The following is a 16066-nucleotide window of genomic DNA, read 5'->3' as shown; positions in this document are numbered from 1 at the left end:
GCTCCATCCGCATGCTCACCCGGAGGCGGACAGCGACGTCATCCCCAGCACCAGTTGCGGTGCGACCGAGAACAGCAGCGCCGCCACCACAGCGATCCCGACGGCCACCCAGGCGGCGGGAAGCGCCCGGCGGACACCGGCGGGCACGGGTTCGGCCGGGGTGAACAGCCGAGCCGTCCAGAAGACGTAGTAGTACAGGCCGATCACGGTGTTGACGGCCATGACCACCGCGAGCCACCCGGCTCCACCCTCGACGATCTGCCGGAACACCACCACCTTGGCGAACAGCCCCGCCAGCCCCGGCGGCAGACCGGCCAGGCAGATCAGGCAGAACGCCAGCGCGATCGCCGCCACCGGGCTGCGGAAGGCGAGACCGCGGTAGTCGTCCAGCTCATTGCGCGCGGTCGTCCGCGACATCAGCATGACGACCGCGAAGGCGCCCAGGTTCATGGCGGCGTAGATGACGAGGTACGCCACGGACGCCCCGACCGCCCCGGCGACACCCGCCGCACCCGCCGCACCCGCCGCACCCGCCGCACCCGCCGCACCCGCACCGACGGTAAGGCCGGGAGCGGCGGCCATAGCGCCGGTCTGGGCCGTCACCGCGAGCGGGGCCAGGATGTAGCCCGACTGGGCGACCGAGGACCAGGCCAGCAGGCGTACGGCGGAGCGTTGGCGCATGGCCAGGAGGTTGCCGACCGTCATGGTGAGCGCCGCGACGACCGCGATGATGGGCGACCACGTCGACGCCTGGCCGGGCAACGCCGTGACCAGAACGAGGATCAGGCCCGCGAACCCGGCCGCCTTCGAGATCACCGAGAGCAGCGCGGCGACCGGGATCGGCGCGCCCTGGTAGACGTCCGCCGCCCAGGCGTGGAACGGCACCACAGCGATCTTGAACGCGAAACCCGCCACGACGAGCACCAACCCGACCGTGACCACGCCCGGCAGCCCGTGGGCGGCCACCAGCAGCGACGAGTACGTCTCCGGCGCCCCCACACCCGGCGCGGGGGCCTTCCCGCTGAACACTGCGGCGAGACGGGAGAGGTAGACCGTCCCCGCGATCCCGTACAGCAGCGAGACCCCGAACAGCATCACGGCCGTCGACACGACCGAGACCAGGAAAAGCTTGACCGCCGCCTCGGAGGAGCGTCCGTCGTAGCGTTTGAGCGCGGTGAGGGCGAAGACCGGCAGCGAGACCAGCTCCAGGGCCACCACCAGCATGATCAGGTCACGCGAGGCAGGCAGGGTCACCGCGCCGACCAACGTACAGAGCAGCAGGAAATACCACTCACCTGCCGGAATGCCGCCCCCGGCCAGCTGGGTCATCGACATCAGCACGACCACGACGCCCGCGACCAGCACCAGCCCGGCGAAGATCAGCGTGAAGCGGTCGACCACGAACGAGCACGCCGGCTCGCTTCCGGGGCCCGCCGCGGTGGCGAGGCTTTCGGGAACGCAGAAGGTCGCCCGTGCGCCGTCACCTCGTACGGCCTGCGCCACGACGAACCCCAGAGCGACGACGACGCCCGCGAGACTGACCAGGCCGAGCCCGGTCCTGGTCCGTCCCCCGCTGGGCAGGAACGCGTCGAGCATCAGCACGAGCCCGGCCACCAGCGCGAGGACCAGGGGCACCGCGATGACGGAGTAGTCGATCTGCTGGATCATGACAGGGCTCCCAGCAGGGTTTGTACGGCAGGTGTGGTGAGCGAGAGGAGCAGTTTCGGCCAGAGCCCGAACAGCAGAATCAGCACGATCAACGGCACCCAGGCGGCGAACTCGTACCCCTGGATGTCCCGCAACACCCGCCCGCCAGCACCACCCTCGATCGTCCCCGTGACCCGCTCACTGTCCGGCGGCTCGCCTGCCCACGCAGCCTGCTCGCTGTCCGGCGACTCGCCCGGCCACGCAGCCCGCTCACTGTCCGGCGACTCGCCCGCCCACCCAGACCGCTCACTGTCCGGCGACGCGGACCCGTCGGATGGCCAGCCGCCCACACCAGAAGCGCCCGAGCGCGCGACTGCTGGGATCGCCTGGGCGCGTTCGGGACGCCCATGGGTGACGCGGGACAGCATGACGAGGAAGTACGCCGCCGTCAGCACCGCGCCCAGCCCGCCGATCACCATGAACGTCAGGAACAGCCCCCGAGGCAGTCCGGCCGCCGGTTGGAAGGCGCCGAAGAGGGACAGCATCTCCCCCCAGAACCCGGCCAGCCCCGGCACCCCGAGCGAGGCGATGGCCGCGAAGGTCAGCACCGACCCCAGGTGGGGAAGTGTGGCCAGCATGCCGCCGCCGAGTGCGCGCATGTCGGCCGTGCCGTAGCGCTCCTTGATCGCGCCGGCGAGGAAGAACAGCAGGCCGGTGATGAGGCCGTGGGCGACGTTCGCGAACAGGGCGCCGTTGACGCCCACGGTGGTCAGCGTGGCGAAGCCCAGCAGGACGAAGCCCATGTGGCCCACGGAGGAGTAGGCGATCATGCGCTTGAGATCGCGCTGCGCGAGGCAGGCCAGGGCCCCGTAGACGATGCCGACCACGGCGAACGCCCCCAGCCACGGCGCCACCGCCGCCGCCCCTTCGGGCAGGACAGGAATGGCGATCCTCGCGAAGCCGTACGTGCCCATCTTCAGTAGCACGCCGGCCAGCAGCACCGAGCCGACGGTGGGCGCCTCGGTGTGCGCGTCGGGGAGCCAGGTGTGCAGCGGCCACATGGGCGTCTTGACCGCCAGCCCGACGCCGATCGCCACGAACGCGAGGATCTGTACGGCCCTGGGCATGCCCGCGCCGTGTGCCTGGCCGAGGGCGACGATGTCCAGCGTGCCGGTGCGCGCCCAGACGAGCAGCAGGCCGAGCAGCATCACGACCGAGCCGAGCAGCGTGTAGAGGATGAACTTGATCGACGCGCCCCGCCGGCCCTTGCCGCCCCAGATGGCGATCAGGAAGTACATCGGGATCAGCACGATCTCGAAGAACACGAAGAACAGCAGCAGGTCGAGCGCGAGGAACGTACCGATCATGCCGACTTCGAGCACGAGCAGCGTGAACACCAGCGCCCGCGGCCGCGCACCCCCCGCCCTCGGTCGCAGCAGCTGGCCGGGGCCGCGCGCGTCTCCCCAGCTCAGGTAGACGAAGCAGAGGAACGTCAGGAGGGCGGTCAGCGCGATCAGCGGCAGCGAGATGCCGTCGACGGCCAGGTGGAAGTGGATTCCCAGCCCGGGGATCCATTCCCGGTCGATGGCGAACTGCGGCCGCGCCGCCTGCCCGTAGTCGAACGTCGCCACCATCACCACGGCCAGCACCAGCGCGACACCCGACACGACCAGCCCGTAGACCCGCAGCCAGGGGCGCAACACGGTGGGCGACACCAGCAGCAGCAACGCGCCGAGCAGGGGCACCGCCAGCAACGCCACAGGAAGCCAGCCCGTCATGCGAACACCACCGCCCCCACCACGATCAGGAGGACCCCAGCGAGTACGCCGCTCACATAGAGCTGGACGTTGCCGTTCTGGGCGAGCCGCAGCAGCCCGGACAGCCCTTGCGCGGACCGGCCCGAGCCGCGTACCGCCCCGTCCACGACCACGTCGTCCGTCCTGACCACGAGCCTGGCCAGCACCAGGACAGGCCGGACGAACAGGGCGGCGTAGACGCCGTCCACGTAGAACGCCCGCTCGCACGGCACGCGCAGGGGGCCGAGCAGACGGGCCGGGTCGGCGAGGGGGTCGCTGCGCCAGAACGCGTACACCACCCCGGCGCCGAGCAGCGCGAGCACGACGCTGATGGCCGCCACCCCGAGCTCCACATGGAGCCCACCGGCGAACCCGAGGAGCACGGCCGGAACCGAGAGGAGCACGATGGGCACGAGCATCGTCCGTGGCGCCTCGCGGATGTCGACCACGTGGGCCGTGCCGGGCTCGGGCTCGGGGAGCGCCACGACTCTCGCCGCGCCGAAGAAGGTGCGTAGCCAGGCTCTGGTCGCGTACGCCCCCGTGACGGCGACGGTCGCGAGCGCGCAGCCGTACAGCAGCAGGGCGGCGGCATCCGTCAGACCGCCACCCGACAGCGCGCGGTCCATGGTCAGCAGGAGCTCGTCCTTGCTGAAGAAGCCGCTGGCCGGAGGCAGCCCCGCGAGGGCGGCGAACCCGATCGTCATCGTGACGAACGTGACCGGCAACGCCCGTCTCAGCCCGCCCATCTGGCTCATCAGGTTGGAGCCGACGTGATGGATGACCGCGCCCGCGCACAGGAAGAGCAGCGCCTTGAACGCGCCGTGCGTGAGGAGGTGGAAGATCGCCGCGTTGTCGGAGCCCGCCGCCAGCCCGCCGGCCATGTAGGAGAGCTGGCTGATCGTCGAGTAGGCGAGCACGCGTTTCAGGTCGTCCTGGGCGAGCGCGGCCAGGGCGGCGCCCAGCATGCCGAGGGCGGCCATGACGGCCAGCACGTCGAGCGTGGGACGGGCGCCCTGGAAGGCGGGGAAGAGCCGCGCCACGATGAAGATCCCGGCGGCCACCATGGTGGCGGCGTGGATCAGCGCGCTGATGGGGGTCGGGCCCGCCATCGCGTCGGGCAGCCAGGTGTGCAGCGGAACCTGCGCGCTCTTGCCCGCTACCCCGGCCAGCAGCAGCATGGTGGCGGTCACCAGTGTGCCCGTGGACATCTCGGGCACTTTCGCCAGCACCTCCGATATCCGGAAGCTGCCCGCGGCGCCGCCGAGCACGAAGATGCCGAACAGGAAGCCGACGTCGCCGAGCCGGGTGACCAGGAACGCCTTGATGGCCGCCCGCGAGTTGGCCTTGTCCTCCCACCAGTGGCCGATGAGCAGGTAGGAGCACAGGCCCATGACCTCCCAGCCCACGTAGAGGACGAGGAGGTCGCCGGCGTAGACGACCAGCAGCATCGCGCTGGTGAACAGGCTGATGAAGGCGCTGTAGGAGGGATAGCGCGGGTCGTCGTGGAGGTAGCCGACCGAATAGACCTGTACGGCCAGCGCCACGAGGGTCACCAGGACGCCGAGGATGGCGGACAGGTCGTCGGCCTGGAGGGTCAGCGAGATCGGGACGGCGCCGGTGCCGATGGTGCCGTAGGTGCGGCCGACGGCCGGACCCGGCGTCGCGTCTTCGATGAAGGCGAAGCCGGGTGCCCAGGCCAGCCAGAGCGCCAGGACCGCGGCGGCGGCCGTGGGCACCACCGCGATCCACGCCGCCCGCGTGTTGGCCGCTGAGCCCGGTCTGCTCTCCGTACGCCCATGCGGCCGGCGCGACAGCAGCAGGCCGGCGAAGGCCGCGACGAAGGGCAGGACGACGGCCAGGAGCGGGAAGACTGTCACAACGCGCCCCCTCGTTTGGCGGGCTCGGCTGTCGCGGCTGGGTCCTCCGCCGTCGCGGGCTCTGGTGTCGTGGCCGGGTCCTCCGCAACGGCGGGCTCGCCCAGCCGACGTGTCGGCGGGTCTGCCGGGTCAGCCGACGTGCTGGGGTATGCGGGATCGTCCGGCATGCCGGAGCCTTCTTGGTCGCCCGACTTACCCGCCGAGTCCGCCGGGGTGTCCGATGTGCCGGGTTCGGACAGGTCGCGGAGCTGGTCGATGTCGACCGTACGGCGATTGCGGTAGAGGGACAGCACGATCGCGAGCCCCAGCCCGACCTCGGCGGCGGCGATCACGATGATGAACAGCGTGAGCACCTGGCCGCTGTGCAGCCGATCGCCCAGCCACACGTCGAACGCGACCAGGTTGAGGTTGACGGCGTTGAGCATCAGCTCGACCGACATCAGCACGAGGATCGTGTTGCGCCGGGCGAGCACCCCGTAGACGCCGACGGAGAAGAGGAGCGCGGAGACGACCGCCGGGTAGACGATGTGCACTAAGAACCCCCGGTCTGCTCAGGTGGCGGACCCCCGGGTATGTCCGTGCGGGACAGCACGATGGCGCCGATCAGCGCGGCCAGCAGCAGCACCGAGAGCGCCTCGAACGGCAGCACCCACGTGCTGAACACGCTGGCGCCCAGCTCCTTCGCCGCGCCGGCGCCGGGTTTCAGCGGTGTGTACGCCGTGCGGAAGCCGTCGACCACCACTGTGACCAGGACGGCCGCCGTCGCCACCGCCACCACGGCCGCCACCCACCGGTTGCCGCTGTCGAGATCGGCGGAGCGGCCGATCGGGGCACGGGTCAGCATGATCCCGAACAGCAGCAGGACCACCACCGCGCCCACATAGATGAGCACCTGGACCCAGGCCACGAACTCGGCGGTCAGCACCAGGTAGCCGCCGGCCAGGGCGCCGAAGGAGACGACCAGCCAGAGGGCGGCGTGGACCAGTTGCCTGGTCGTGACGACGAGCAGCGCGGATCCGACCGCCACCGCACCCAGCAGCAAGAAGACGATCTCTTGCCCGGTGGGTGACAGATAGGAGGGCACCGCCTCGGTCACGAATCCTCCTCGGACTCCCTTGTCTTTTCCGGGTCGAGCCGCCCGGGCGGGCGGATGGATCGAGGATCGGCCATCTTGCGCCCGCGTCGGCTCGTGCCAGAAGTCTGCTCCCCGCGGCCGGGCGGCGACGACGGTTGGCCCGTGCCTGTGGAAAACTCTTCGGCAGACGGCTGGCCTGTGGATGACGGGCCGGTCTCGGTGCCCGGAGCCGGTTCGGAGGCGGTATCGGCGACAGGTCCAGCGGCGGTACCGGAGGCCGGGCCAGAACCGACGCCAGAGGCCGTACCGGCGCGGTCCGCGGCAGGACCCGCGGTGCCAGGGCGGGCGGTGGACGGGCCACGGGCCGGTCGGCGGGCAGCGGTGAGTTCCTTCGGCGGCTCCGCGCCCGGGTCGTGGGCCGGAGGAGGCAGAACCGTGGGGGCCCAGGTCGCGAGCCGGTCCTTCTCGTGCAGAAGGTTCCGGATGTCACCCTCGGCGTACTCGAACTCGGGCGACCAGAACAGCGCGTCGAACGGGCACACCTCGATGCAGATCCCGCAGTACATGCACAGGGCGAAGTCGATGGCGAACCGGTCGAGGACGTTCCGCTGGCGGGGACGTCCACCCTCAGGCGCCGGGAGGGTCTCCTTGTGCGAGTCGATGTAGATGCACCAGTCAGGGCACTCGCGCGCGCAGAGCATGCAGGAGGTGCAGTTCTCCTCGACCAGGGCGATGACGCCGCGGCTGCGCGGCGGAAGGTCGGGCTTGACCTCGGGATACTGCTGGGTCACGGATTTGCGCAGCATGTGACGAAGAGTGACCGACAGGCCCTTCGCGAGGCCGACTCCCGGTATCCGCGCCATATCAACATCATGTCGCACTTGACCGCGCAGGTGAACGCTCCAGGCCCGTTGTCCCCAAGTTTTCCACAGCCATCCACAGGTTGACCGGAGGTTATCCACAAGATGTGTCCACACCCGATATGTGAAAGTCCTGCGCGATAGTCTTCCCGCCATGTCGTACAGCCAGCCGCCCCGTCCCAGCGGCGGAGCGTGGGCGGCGGCCATCGTGTGGGCGGTGCTGCCGCTGCTGACGTGTGGGCTGGCGACGCCGTTCACGATCGGGTTCGCGGCTTACTGGCTGCGGAGCACGTGGCACGTCGTCGCGGCCGGCTTCTATGCCATTTGCATCGGCTCGTTCTTGCTGGCGGCCGTGAGCTACACGGAGTTCGCCGAGATCCCGGACCCACTGTCGGGATTGGTCTCGTTCGCGCTGGTGATCAGCTGGCTGGGCGGGGTGATCCACTCGGGCATCCTCGTACCCAAGATGGTCAGGGCCCGCCTCAACGGACCTGTCTACCAGCCTCCCCACCTGCACCGGAACACCCCTCCGCCCTTCGATCTGCACCAGCGCACCACCTCCCCGAGCCCGCAGCGACGGCCGCACGAGCCCGAGTGGATCGGGCACTACCGGGTGCTCCAGCCGCTCGGGCGGGGCGGGCAGGGCGCGGTCTATCTGGCGCAGGCGCCCAACGGTGTACGCGTCGCGGTCAAGGTCCTGCACGACCTCGTGGACGACGTGGCGCGGGCCAGGTTCGCCAGGGAGGTGGACGCGGCCCGCCGGGTGGCGACGTTCTCCACGGCCCGGGTGCTGGACGTCAGCATCACGGGTCAGCACGCCTACATCGTCAGCGAATACGTCGAGGGTCCGTCGCTCGAACATCTCGTACGCAAGTACGGCCCGCGCGACGAGGACAGCCTGACGCGGCTGGCGTTATCCACAGCCGGGGCGCTCGCCGCCATCCACAAGGCGGGGGTTGTCCACCGCGACTTCAAGCCGAGCAACGTGCTCATCGGACCGGACGGGCCGCGGGTGATCGACTTCGGGATCGCGCGGGCGCTCGACCAGATGACGGTGACCTCGGGCAAAATGGTCGGCACCCCGCCTTACATGTCGCCCGAGCAGCTGTCGGGGGCGCCGGTGGGACCGCCGTCCGACGTGTTCAGCTGGGCTGTGACGATGATGTTCGCGGCGACGGGACGGCCGGCGTTCGGGGAGGATACGGTGCCCGCGGTGTTCAACCGGGTGCTCACCTTCCATCCGGACCTGTCGCCGTTACCGCCCGCCCTCCGCGGCATCGTGGGCTCCTGCCTCCACAAGAGCCCAGACGACCGGCCGTCCGCGTCCGACGTGATGCTGGCCATCGTCCACTGACCCGAATCGCCGGGGGCTGACCCGCCGACGGTCCCGCGTCCGCTGACCCGACCCGGCCCCGCCCGACCGACCTCTCCACCCACCGCCGCTCCCGCGCAGGAGGAAATGGTCCGGGTGTCGGACATGAACTCCTCCGCAATCCACCACTCCTCCTGGGCGAGAGAAGTGATCCGGGTCCTCCGTAGGCCAACGCCGCTCCCGGGCAGAGGACGTGATCGCCGCCGCCGGTGAACGGGTGCTTGCTGGGCGGCTTCGCCTGGCAGGCCGGAGCGGGCTACCGGCTGGGGTCGATGACCAGTTTGCCGGTCGTGCGGCGGCTGCGGAGTTCCTCGTGTACGTGCTGGATCTCCGACATCGGGTGGTCACCACCGCTGATGACGCGGAGTTCACCCGCGACGACCTGTGCCGTCAACTCCGCGTACGCCTTGGCAAGAGTCGCCGGCCGGGCGAAGGCGTTCATGAGCCAGAAGCCGCTGACGGTGAGGGAACGGCGCTGGAGCGCGCGTGGCGCCACCTTCTCGGGTTCCACCCGGCTGGCCATTCCGTAGTAGGCGAGCCGGCCGAAGGGGGCCAACGCGGCGATGCTCTGGTCGGTGACAGGGCCGCCGGTCATTTCCAGGACCACGTCGACCTGTTTGCCGTGATTCGCCGCGCACAGGGCCGCGGTGAGGTCTTCGGTGGCGGGGTCGACGGCGGCGTCCGCGCCGAGGGACAGCGCCAGTTCACGCTTCTCCGGCGTACTGGCCGTGGCGATGACCCGGCCCGCCCCGTTCAGCTTGGCCAGTTGTACGGCCAGCGAACCGACGCCGCCCGCCGCCGCGTGGACGACCACGCTCTCGCCGGATCGCAGGCGGCCGGTGTGGTTGATCAGCCACCAGGCGGTCAGGCCCTGGATGAGCAGGGCGACCGCGGCGACGTCGTCGACCCCGTCGGGCACGGGGAAGGCGGCGTCGTCCCTTAGTAAGGCCTTCTCGGCGTACCCACCGTTCTCGATCATGGCAGCCAGCCGTCGGCCGTCCTCGGTCCGGCCGACGACCTCGCTACCTGGCACCAGCGGCAGCGTGGCCGGGGCGAGGTAGGCGTTCTCGTGCAGGAGGGTGTCGGCGAAGTTCACCCCGCATCGCGCCACGTGGAGGAGGGTCTGTCCGGGGCCGGGCTGGGGGTCGGGCACCTCGCGTACGGCCACCACTTCCGGGCCGCCGAACTCGGTGATCTGCACTGCTCGCATCTCGCCCCTTAGGCATCTCGTACCAATTGGTACTGAGTACCATAATGGATCGCGTTCGGAAAGCGATAGACTGCGTTGGTGTCTCGACCACCCCTCCGCGTACGCAAGCAGCAGCGAGCTCGTGACGAGATCGTCGCGGCCGCCTTTGAGTTGTTCGCCGAACGCGGCTATGCCGACGTGACCGTCGCTGACATCGCGGAACGGGCCGAGGCCGGGCGTACGACGTTCTTTCGGTATTTCGGCGACAAGCAGGAGGTCGTTTTCGCCAACGAGCAGGAGTGGGTCGACAAGGTCGCCCGCCGGCATCGTGAGCTACGCGTCGACGGGGCGCCCTCGTTGCCCGAGGCGCTCGCTCTGCTGCGTGAGACCACCCTGGCCATCTGCGCCGAGGTGACGCGGGACGCAGAGCACTACGTACAGCGCGAGCGGCTGGTCGCCGACAACCCCGAGCTCAGCGACCGCGCGGCCCGCAAGCAGCGGCGCCTCGCCGAGACGCTGGGTGAGATCCTGCGCGAACAGGGCGCGTCGGCCGAAACGGCCGCGCTGGCGCCGCAGATCGCACTGGCCTGCTACAACGCCGGACGCGAGATGGCCGCCGACGACCCAGCCGGACTCAGACCGAGCGTGGCCACCGCGTTCGACCAACTCGGCATTGCCTCGACCACGGCCTGACCGCCCATCGGGCTTCGACCAGCCCAGCACCGGGCCCACCCTGGCCCGATGCCCACCGAACCTCGACTGGCCCGGCACAGTCCCCGCTACGCCCTGACAGCCCGCCGGACATGGATGGGCACCGCGAGCCTCCGCGACTGGACGGCAGCGACACAGCCGGCGAAGGGGCGAGGACGTCACCGGGGGCGGCGTCTCAGTGAGTGGTGGATCCACGATCCCGCTGCATGGCTTCCACCAGGGACGGCCGAGCGGTCGAGTACGGCCTCCTGGGGCATGCGAGGCGTGGTTAGCCGACACGATCAGGGTGTCGCGTCCCGGGAGTTGAGGGTCAGGGCGATGTACTCGTCCCGCGACACCGCATGCACAGCCAGCCTCAGCCCCTGCCGGCGCGCGAAACGATTGGCCGCGTCGGGCAGCCATTGCCCTGGGAGATGGTGCACAGCATCTTCCCGCTTATTCAGGATGACAAGTCCGGATAAACCGTCGTAGTGGTAGAGCAGCAAGCTCACCGCGTCCGCCAGCCCCTCACCGAGCCGTATCTTCGGTAGCTGCGCCTTACCCTGGTTGATCTGCAGTTTCTCGTTCGGCGTGACACTGAGGTACACCCCCGTGGCGGAGCCGAGGATCAGGCCGCGATCCGCACGCCATCGCTGGATGCGAGCCGACACCGGACGTATGACGAGCAGTAGGGGGCTGAAGCCCACCGCCAGCCACTTGGCCTCCACGACGTCCAAGAGCATCCGGCCGACCGCCGAGATGCCGCGCCAGGCCATCCACATGCCGGTCGACGCGAGGTACACCATCGCGGCCAGCCCGGCGACGCCGACGCCGATGCTCACCGGTTTGCGGTACCTGAGCAGCAGCGGTGGAGGCTGGCCGTGGAGGCGACGCCAGCCGGGAGCCCGGGCGGCGAGCACGGTGCGTACCCGCTTCGAGTCGTGGTGGCGGGCGTCGATCAGCGGGAGGCCGGTCTGCGCCACGAAGTCGGTCAGGTGCGGGAAGTGCCATTCGCCTGGCAGGTCGAGGAGCACCAGGCCGTCCTCGTCGAGCGCGGCCAAGCCCTGGACCGCGTGGGTCTTGGGCTTTTTGGACGACACGAGGAACGCCTGGTCGTAGCTGTAGCAGTAGAGCCTCGCGGGTCTCAGCCGTACGGACTGGCCGGATGCGGTGTCGGTGGCCGTCAGCGCGTTGCCGTCCCAGGAGATGGCGGTCTTGGGGCAGCGTGCTCCGGGGTGCGCCCCCGCTACCGGCCGAAGCTGAAAGTCCATGACGATCGTCCCTTCCCCCTAGCCCCCTATCCGCATAGACGGATAAGTCGGAGGTAAAGTTTCGGGCCCGGGAAACGCCCACGTGACGGCCCAATCGACTAATGCGGAACGACCGCCTCGATCCCTGTGACGGCCCGTCGTGGCAGAGGCCCCATGGAAGGACACCGCGTCGGGGACGCGGAAGAGCGATGCCCGGTGAACGTTCGTGGACACCGCACTAGGTCGTTCGCGGGCACCGCCCTAAGTGAGGACCTTCACCACACCCGTGAGTGCCAGTTGCGCCAGCGCCAGTGGCACCAGCACCACCCAGGCCAGTTTCTGCAGTTGATCCTCACGCAGCCGAGGGAAACTCACCCGCAACCAAATCACCACAAAGGCCAGCACGAATACCTTGACCAGGGTCCACACCCACCCGGCCAACAACGGCCCGTGCCAGCCGCCCAAGAACAGCACCGTGGTCAGGAATGACAGGACGACGATCCCGACATACTCCGAGAGCATGAACAGGGCGAACCGCATCCCGGTGTATTCGGTCATCGGCCCCATGATGATCTCGGACTCGGCGATCGGCATGTCGAACGGCGGGCGGCGCAGTTCGGCCAGTCCGGCCAGGAAGAACACCACGCCGCCGATGGCCTGCCACGGCAGCCACCACCACTGCCACGCCGACACGATCCCCGGAATGGACAGCGTGCCCGCCGCCATCGCGACGGAGGAGGCCGCCAGCACCAGCGGCAGCTCGTACGACATGAGCTGGGCGGCCGCCCGCATGCCGCCGAGCACCGAGTATTTGTTGGCCGACGCCCACCCCGCCATGATCGAGCCGAGCACCCCGATGCCCATCACCGCGAGTACGAAGAACAGGCCGAGGTCGAGGTCCACGCCGACCAGGCCCTGGTCGACGGGGATGGCGATCAGGACGAGCAGGTAGGGCACCAGCGCGACGCCGGGGGCGATCATGAAGATCCGCCGGTCGGCCGCGGCCGGGATGACGTCCTCCTTCTGCGCGAACTTCACCCCGTCGGCGATGAGCTGCGCCCAGCCGTGGAAGCCGCCCGCGTACATCGGCCCGAGGCGCGACTGCATGTGCGCCATGACCTTGTGCTCGGTCTGCCCGACGATCAGCGGCAGCACGAGGAACACGACGAGAATGGCGGCGAAGCGCAGCACCACGTCAAGCATCGGGTGTCCCCCAGTCGGCGGGTACGCCGGGCGGCAGCGTCTTGCGCCGGCTCGGCGAGCCGTGCCCCGATTCGCCGGGCTCCTTGGCTCCCGGCCAGGGCTTGGCGACCCGGGCGGCGAGGATGAAGTCCTTGCGCAGCGGATGCCCCTCGAACCCGTCGGGCAGCAGCAGCGGCACCAGGTAGGGGTGGCCGTCGAAGAGCACCCCGAACATCTCGTACGTCTCGCGCTCGTGCCAGTTGGCGCCCCGGTAGACGCCCACGGCCGAGGGCAGGCGCGGATCGGCGCGCGGCACGTGGGTGCGGACGAGCACGCGCTCGCACGAGTCGGGGTCGTAGACGTGGGCGACCACGAAGAACCCGTCGGGCGGATCGTCGACCCCGGTCAGCCAGTCGAAGAAGGTGTGGCCGGAGTCCCTGAGGAAGGTCAGGACCTCGATCCAGTCCGCCACGCCGACGTCGACGGTGGTCTCGCCGAAGGACGTGGAGACCGAGACCCGCTCGCCGAACCGCTCTTCGAGAGTCACAACTCTCCCTCGTGCGAGCGGGACCACACGTAGCGGTCGCTGAGCCGCTCCGCCGCGATCTTCTCCTGCAGCTTCATGATCCCGTGCAGCAGCGCCTCAGGCCTGGGCGGGCACCCGGGCACGTAGACATCCACGGGAATGATCTGGTCGACGCCATTGGTGACGCAGTAGGAGTCCCAGTAGGGCCCGCCGGTGTTGGAGCAGGCGCCGAACGAGATCACGTACTTCGGATCGGGCATCTGCTCATAGAGGCGCTTGACGGCCGGGGCCATCTTGTCGGTGACGGTGCCCGAGACGATCATCAGGTCGGCCTGGCGCGGCCCGTTGGCGAACGGGATCACCCCGAACCGGATGAAGTCGTGACGGCTCATCGAGGTGGCGATGAACTCGATCGCGCAGCAGGCGAGCCCGAAGTTGAACACCCACAGCGAATATCGCCGCCCCCAGTTGAGCACGAAGCGCATCGGCTTGGGCGCCAAGCGCGAGATCGGCCCCACTGTGGGCATCGGGAGATCCGTGGCTGCCATACGACCATTGTCCCTCGCGATCTCCCCCAGGAGTAGAGAGTCCCCGGTTGATCGACCGAAAAACAACCTAAGTCCAGGCGAGTACGCGCTTCCGCCAGGCATAGAGGATGCCGAGCGCGATGAACCCCAGGAAGACGAACATCTCCACGAGCGTCGTCAGCCCGTATCCCGGCGCGTCGAAGACCGTGGCCCACGGGAAGAGGAAGACGGCGTCCACGGCGAAGACCACGTACAGGTAGGTGAAGACGTAGTAGCGCACCTGCGACTGGGCCCAGCCGTCGCCGACGGGGTCGACGCCGCACTCGTAGGTGGTCAGTTTCTCGGCCGTCGGCCTGGTCGGGCGCAGGAGGCGGTTGATCAGGAGGGCCCCGGCCACGATGGCCACGCCGATCACCAGCAGCGCGGCGACCAGCACGTAGGACCCGAAGTAACCGTCCATGTCCTGATCGTAACCCAGTCAAAGCTCCGTCCCTATCACCCCAAAACGGGGTAAACCACGCGATCTCCCCCATAATCTGGCGGCCATGCGCAAAAAGCGATTCTTCGGAGGAATCGCGCTGCTAGTCCTCTCCGCGGCAGGTGGCGGGCTGGCTACCGCCTCCCCCGAGCACGAGCAGGAGCACGACGTCATGGTCCCGGCGGAGCCGACCATGATCGACTTCGTCGACCCGGCGACCGTGAACGGTCTGGGCACCAGGACCCTGGGCGGGGACGAGGGCGAGAACGCGGGTCGCTATGTGCACCTCACCTACCCCCGGCTGCCGGACGCCCCCCGCCTCAACACGGCCCTGCGCGGCGAGGCCGAGCGGGTACTGCGCGGCTTCCGCGAGGCCACCAGGTTCGACGCGCCGCGCCCCCGCCCCGAGCTGAACATGGACTGGCAGCTCACCGCCGCCTCCGGCGAGATCGTCGGGGTACGGCTGCGCACCGGAGAGTCCCTCGGCGACGGCTGGAGCAACTCCACCCGGACCCTCTGGTACGACCGCAAGACCGACCAGGCGACCGGCTCGACGGGCCTGCTCGCCGGGCAGAGCGCGCTGTACGACCTCACACGACTGGTCAGGAGCCAGCTCGCCAAGCGCGGCACCCCCACGACCGCCCACGAACTGACGGGCGAGCAGTTCGACTCGATGGCCTTCAACCATGACGGGGACCTGGTGGTGGAGTTCGACGACTGCCAGGTCGGGCCGTGCTCCCTCGGCCGCCTGGCCGTGGCCGTACCCGCCCGGCAGGTGGAGCCCCTGCTGTCGCCGACCGGACGGGCGGCTCAGCATGCCGTACGGACGGCCTCCGAGCAGGTGTCCGCGACCGTGCCGAAGACGGTCCCGACGCCCAGCCCCGAGGCCGCCAGCAACCAGGCGGGCTCGGTCGACTGCGCCGCGACCAAGTGCGTCGCGCTGACCTTCGACGACGGACCCGGCCCCGAGACGCCCCGGCTGCTCGAAACGCTGCACGAGGAAAAGGCGCGGGCCACCTTCTTCACCATCGGCATCAACGCCGCCGCCCGGCCGGACCTGGTGCGCAGGATGAGTGCCGAGGGGCATCTGGTGGCCAACCACACCTGGGCGCACCGGGACCTGTCGAAGCTGCCGACCAGTAAGATCGCCGATGCGCTCGGCCGGGCCGAGGACGCCATTACGGCCATCATCGGCGAGCGCCCCACGCTGTTGCGCGCGCCCTACGGGGCGGTCAGCGAGGACGTCACGGACGTGGCGGGAGAGATGGGCCTCGCCATCGTCGGCTGGGACGTCGACGCAGGTGACGGGCGGGTGGACGACACCAAGACGATCACCGGCCGGGTGACCGGGCAGGTGCGGGCCGGGAGCATCGTGCTCATGCACAACGTCAACAAGACGATCGTGGACGCGGTTCCGGACATCGTCAAAAGATTGCGCGGGAAGGGTTACACCTTCGTGACTGTTCCAGAGTTGTACGGAACAGCAGGGATGCAGGCAGGACGCCTTTACCGGTCAGGCTCGGAGAGCACGTCTCATCGCCCCCAGACGTAGGCCACGCCTTAGGGGGACGTATAGTTGGCGCTCGTGACCCGAACA

At 69.5% G+C, this 16066-nt stretch carries 14 protein-coding genes and 1 pseudogene; 3 read left to right on the top strand and 12 right to left on the bottom strand.

What is annotated here, in order from left to right; all coding sequences use genetic code 11:
- Positions 1-15: 15 nt before the first annotated feature.
- From AB0B61_RS21910 to AB0B61_RS21885, 6 genes and pseudogenes are all read right to left on the bottom strand, one after another.
- Positions 16-1668 carry an NADH-quinone oxidoreductase subunit N gene (locus tag AB0B61_RS21910; protein WP_358434557.1) on the bottom strand — a complete coding sequence of 551 codons (1653 nt, stop codon included), beginning with the start codon at positions 1666-1668 and terminating at the stop codon, positions 16-18.
- Complete coding sequence (locus tag AB0B61_RS21905) at positions 1665-3425, bottom strand: NADH-quinone oxidoreductase subunit M (RefSeq protein ID WP_358434554.1); 1761 nt, start codon at positions 3423-3425, stop codon at positions 1665-1667. Before AB0B61_RS21905 ends, AB0B61_RS21910 begins: the two co-directional genes overlap by 4 nt.
- A complete protein-coding gene (locus AB0B61_RS21900; RefSeq protein ID WP_358434551.1) occupies positions 3422-5320 on the bottom strand; it encodes an NADH-quinone oxidoreductase subunit L in 1899 nt (632 codons plus the stop codon). The genes AB0B61_RS21905 and AB0B61_RS21900 overlap by 4 nt, the downstream gene beginning before the upstream one ends.
- 248 nt (positions 5321-5568) lie before the next feature.
- Positions 5569-5853, bottom strand: a pseudogene (nuoK, locus tag AB0B61_RS21895) (NADH-quinone oxidoreductase subunit NuoK); the annotation flags it as partial.
- A complete protein-coding gene (locus tag AB0B61_RS21890; RefSeq protein WP_358434548.1) occupies positions 5853-6416 on the bottom strand; it encodes an NADH-quinone oxidoreductase subunit J in 564 nt (187 codons plus the stop codon). The gene AB0B61_RS21890 and the pseudogene nuoK, both read right to left, overlap by 1 nt.
- Positions 6413-7201 carry a 4Fe-4S binding protein gene (locus AB0B61_RS21885; protein WP_358434545.1) on the bottom strand — a complete coding sequence of 263 codons (789 nt, stop codon included), beginning with the start codon at positions 7199-7201 and terminating at the stop codon, positions 6413-6415. Before AB0B61_RS21885 ends, AB0B61_RS21890 begins: the two co-directional genes overlap by 4 nt.
- Positions 7202-7409: 208 nt before the next feature.
- Between AB0B61_RS21885 and AB0B61_RS21880 the strand changes: the two genes are divergently transcribed.
- On the top strand, positions 7410-8609 hold the full coding sequence (locus AB0B61_RS21880; protein WP_358434542.1) for a serine/threonine-protein kinase: 1200 nt from the start codon (positions 7410-7412) through the stop codon (positions 8607-8609).
- Positions 8610-8883: 274 nt separating this feature from the next.
- Here AB0B61_RS21880 and AB0B61_RS21875 read toward each other — a convergent pair whose 3' ends face one another.
- Positions 8884-9837, bottom strand: a complete 954-nt coding sequence (locus AB0B61_RS21875) for a zinc-binding dehydrogenase (protein WP_358434539.1) — start codon at positions 9835-9837, stop codon at positions 8884-8886.
- 78 nt (positions 9838-9915) lie between these two features.
- On the opposite strand from AB0B61_RS21875, the gene AB0B61_RS21870 reads away from it, so the two are divergent.
- Entirely contained in the window at positions 9916-10509 is a 594-nt protein-coding gene (locus AB0B61_RS21870) for a helix-turn-helix domain-containing protein (protein ID WP_358434536.1), read from the top strand.
- 299 nt (positions 10510-10808) lie between these two features.
- Here the strand turns inward: AB0B61_RS21870 and AB0B61_RS21865 are convergent, their stop codons facing one another.
- The 5 genes from AB0B61_RS21865 to ndhC all read right to left on the bottom strand — a co-directional run bounded on the left by AB0B61_RS21865 (position 10809) and on the right by ndhC (position 14451).
- The gene (locus AB0B61_RS21865) at positions 10809-11777 is read right to left on the bottom strand and encodes a hypothetical protein (RefSeq protein ID WP_358434533.1); all 969 of its coding nucleotides are present in this window, start codon (positions 11775-11777) and stop codon (positions 10809-10811) included.
- A gap of 240 nt (positions 11778-12017) precedes the next feature.
- Positions 12018-12959 (bottom strand): complex I subunit 1 family protein, encoded by a 942-nt coding sequence (locus AB0B61_RS21860; RefSeq protein WP_358434530.1) that lies wholly within the window; start codon positions 12957-12959, stop codon positions 12018-12020.
- Positions 12952-13485: an NADH-quinone oxidoreductase subunit C gene (locus tag AB0B61_RS21855; RefSeq protein WP_358434527.1), complete on the bottom strand. Its 534-nt coding sequence runs from the start codon at positions 13483-13485 to the stop codon at positions 12952-12954. Before AB0B61_RS21855 ends, AB0B61_RS21860 begins: the two co-directional genes overlap by 8 nt.
- Positions 13482-13949, bottom strand: a complete 468-nt coding sequence (locus tag AB0B61_RS21850; protein ID WP_357955010.1) for an NADH-quinone oxidoreductase subunit B family protein — start codon at positions 13947-13949, stop codon at positions 13482-13484. The genes AB0B61_RS21855 and AB0B61_RS21850 overlap by 4 nt, the downstream gene beginning before the upstream one ends.
- 130 nt (positions 13950-14079) lie before the next feature.
- Positions 14080-14451 carry an NADH-quinone oxidoreductase subunit A gene (gene ndhC / locus AB0B61_RS21845; protein ID WP_357655572.1) on the bottom strand — a complete coding sequence of 124 codons (372 nt, stop codon included), beginning with the start codon at positions 14449-14451 and terminating at the stop codon, positions 14080-14082.
- 85 nt (positions 14452-14536) lie between these two features.
- Here ndhC and AB0B61_RS21840 point away from each other — a divergent pair, with 85 nt between their 5' ends.
- Complete coding sequence (locus AB0B61_RS21840) at positions 14537-16021, top strand: polysaccharide deacetylase family protein (protein ID WP_358434525.1); 1485 nt, start codon at positions 14537-14539, stop codon at positions 16019-16021.
- Positions 16022-16066: the final 45 nt, after the last annotated feature.

The organism is Nonomuraea sp. NPDC049158 (assembly GCF_040648335.1).
In the GTDB taxonomy this organism is placed as follows: Bacteria; Actinomycetota; Actinomycetes; order Streptosporangiales; family Streptosporangiaceae; genus Nonomuraea.
This window is presented reverse-complemented; position numbering and strand designations above follow the sequence as displayed.

Bases quoted from the DNA above. Each gene is read 5' to 3' on its own strand.
- AB0B61_RS21910 (WP_358434557.1), bottom strand. From the start codon at position 1,668: ATGATCCAGCAGATCGACTACTCCGTCATCGCGGTGCCCCTGGTCCTC.
- AB0B61_RS21905 (WP_358434554.1), bottom strand. From the start codon at position 3,425: ATGACGGGCTGGCTTCCTGTGGCGTTGCTGGCGGTGCCCCTGCTCGGC.
- AB0B61_RS21885 (WP_358434545.1), bottom strand. From the start codon at position 7,201: ATGCTGCGCAAATCCGTGACCCAGCAGTATCCCGAGGTCAAGCCCGAC.
- AB0B61_RS21880 (WP_358434542.1), top strand. From the start codon at position 7,410: ATGTCGTACAGCCAGCCGCCCCGTCCCAGCGGCGGAGCGTGGGCGGCG.
- AB0B61_RS21875 (WP_358434539.1), bottom strand. From the start codon at position 9,837: ATGCGAGCAGTGCAGATCACCGAGTTCGGCGGCCCGGAAGTGGTGGCC.
- AB0B61_RS21865 (WP_358434533.1), bottom strand. From the start codon at position 11,777: ATGGACTTTCAGCTTCGGCCGGTAGCGGGGGCGCACCCCGGAGCACGC.
- AB0B61_RS21860 (WP_358434530.1), bottom strand. From the start codon at position 12,959: ATGCTTGACGTGGTGCTGCGCTTCGCCGCCATTCTCGTCGTGTTCCTC.
- AB0B61_RS21850 (WP_357955010.1), bottom strand. From the start codon at position 13,949: ATGCGCTTCGTGCTCAACTGGGGGCGGCGATATTCGCTGTGGGTGTTC.
- ndhC (WP_357655572.1), bottom strand. From the start codon at position 14,451: ATGGACGGTTACTTCGGGTCCTACGTGCTGGTCGCCGCGCTGCTGGTG.
- AB0B61_RS21840 (WP_358434525.1), top strand. From the start codon at position 14,537: ATGCGCAAAAAGCGATTCTTCGGAGGAATCGCGCTGCTAGTCCTCTCC.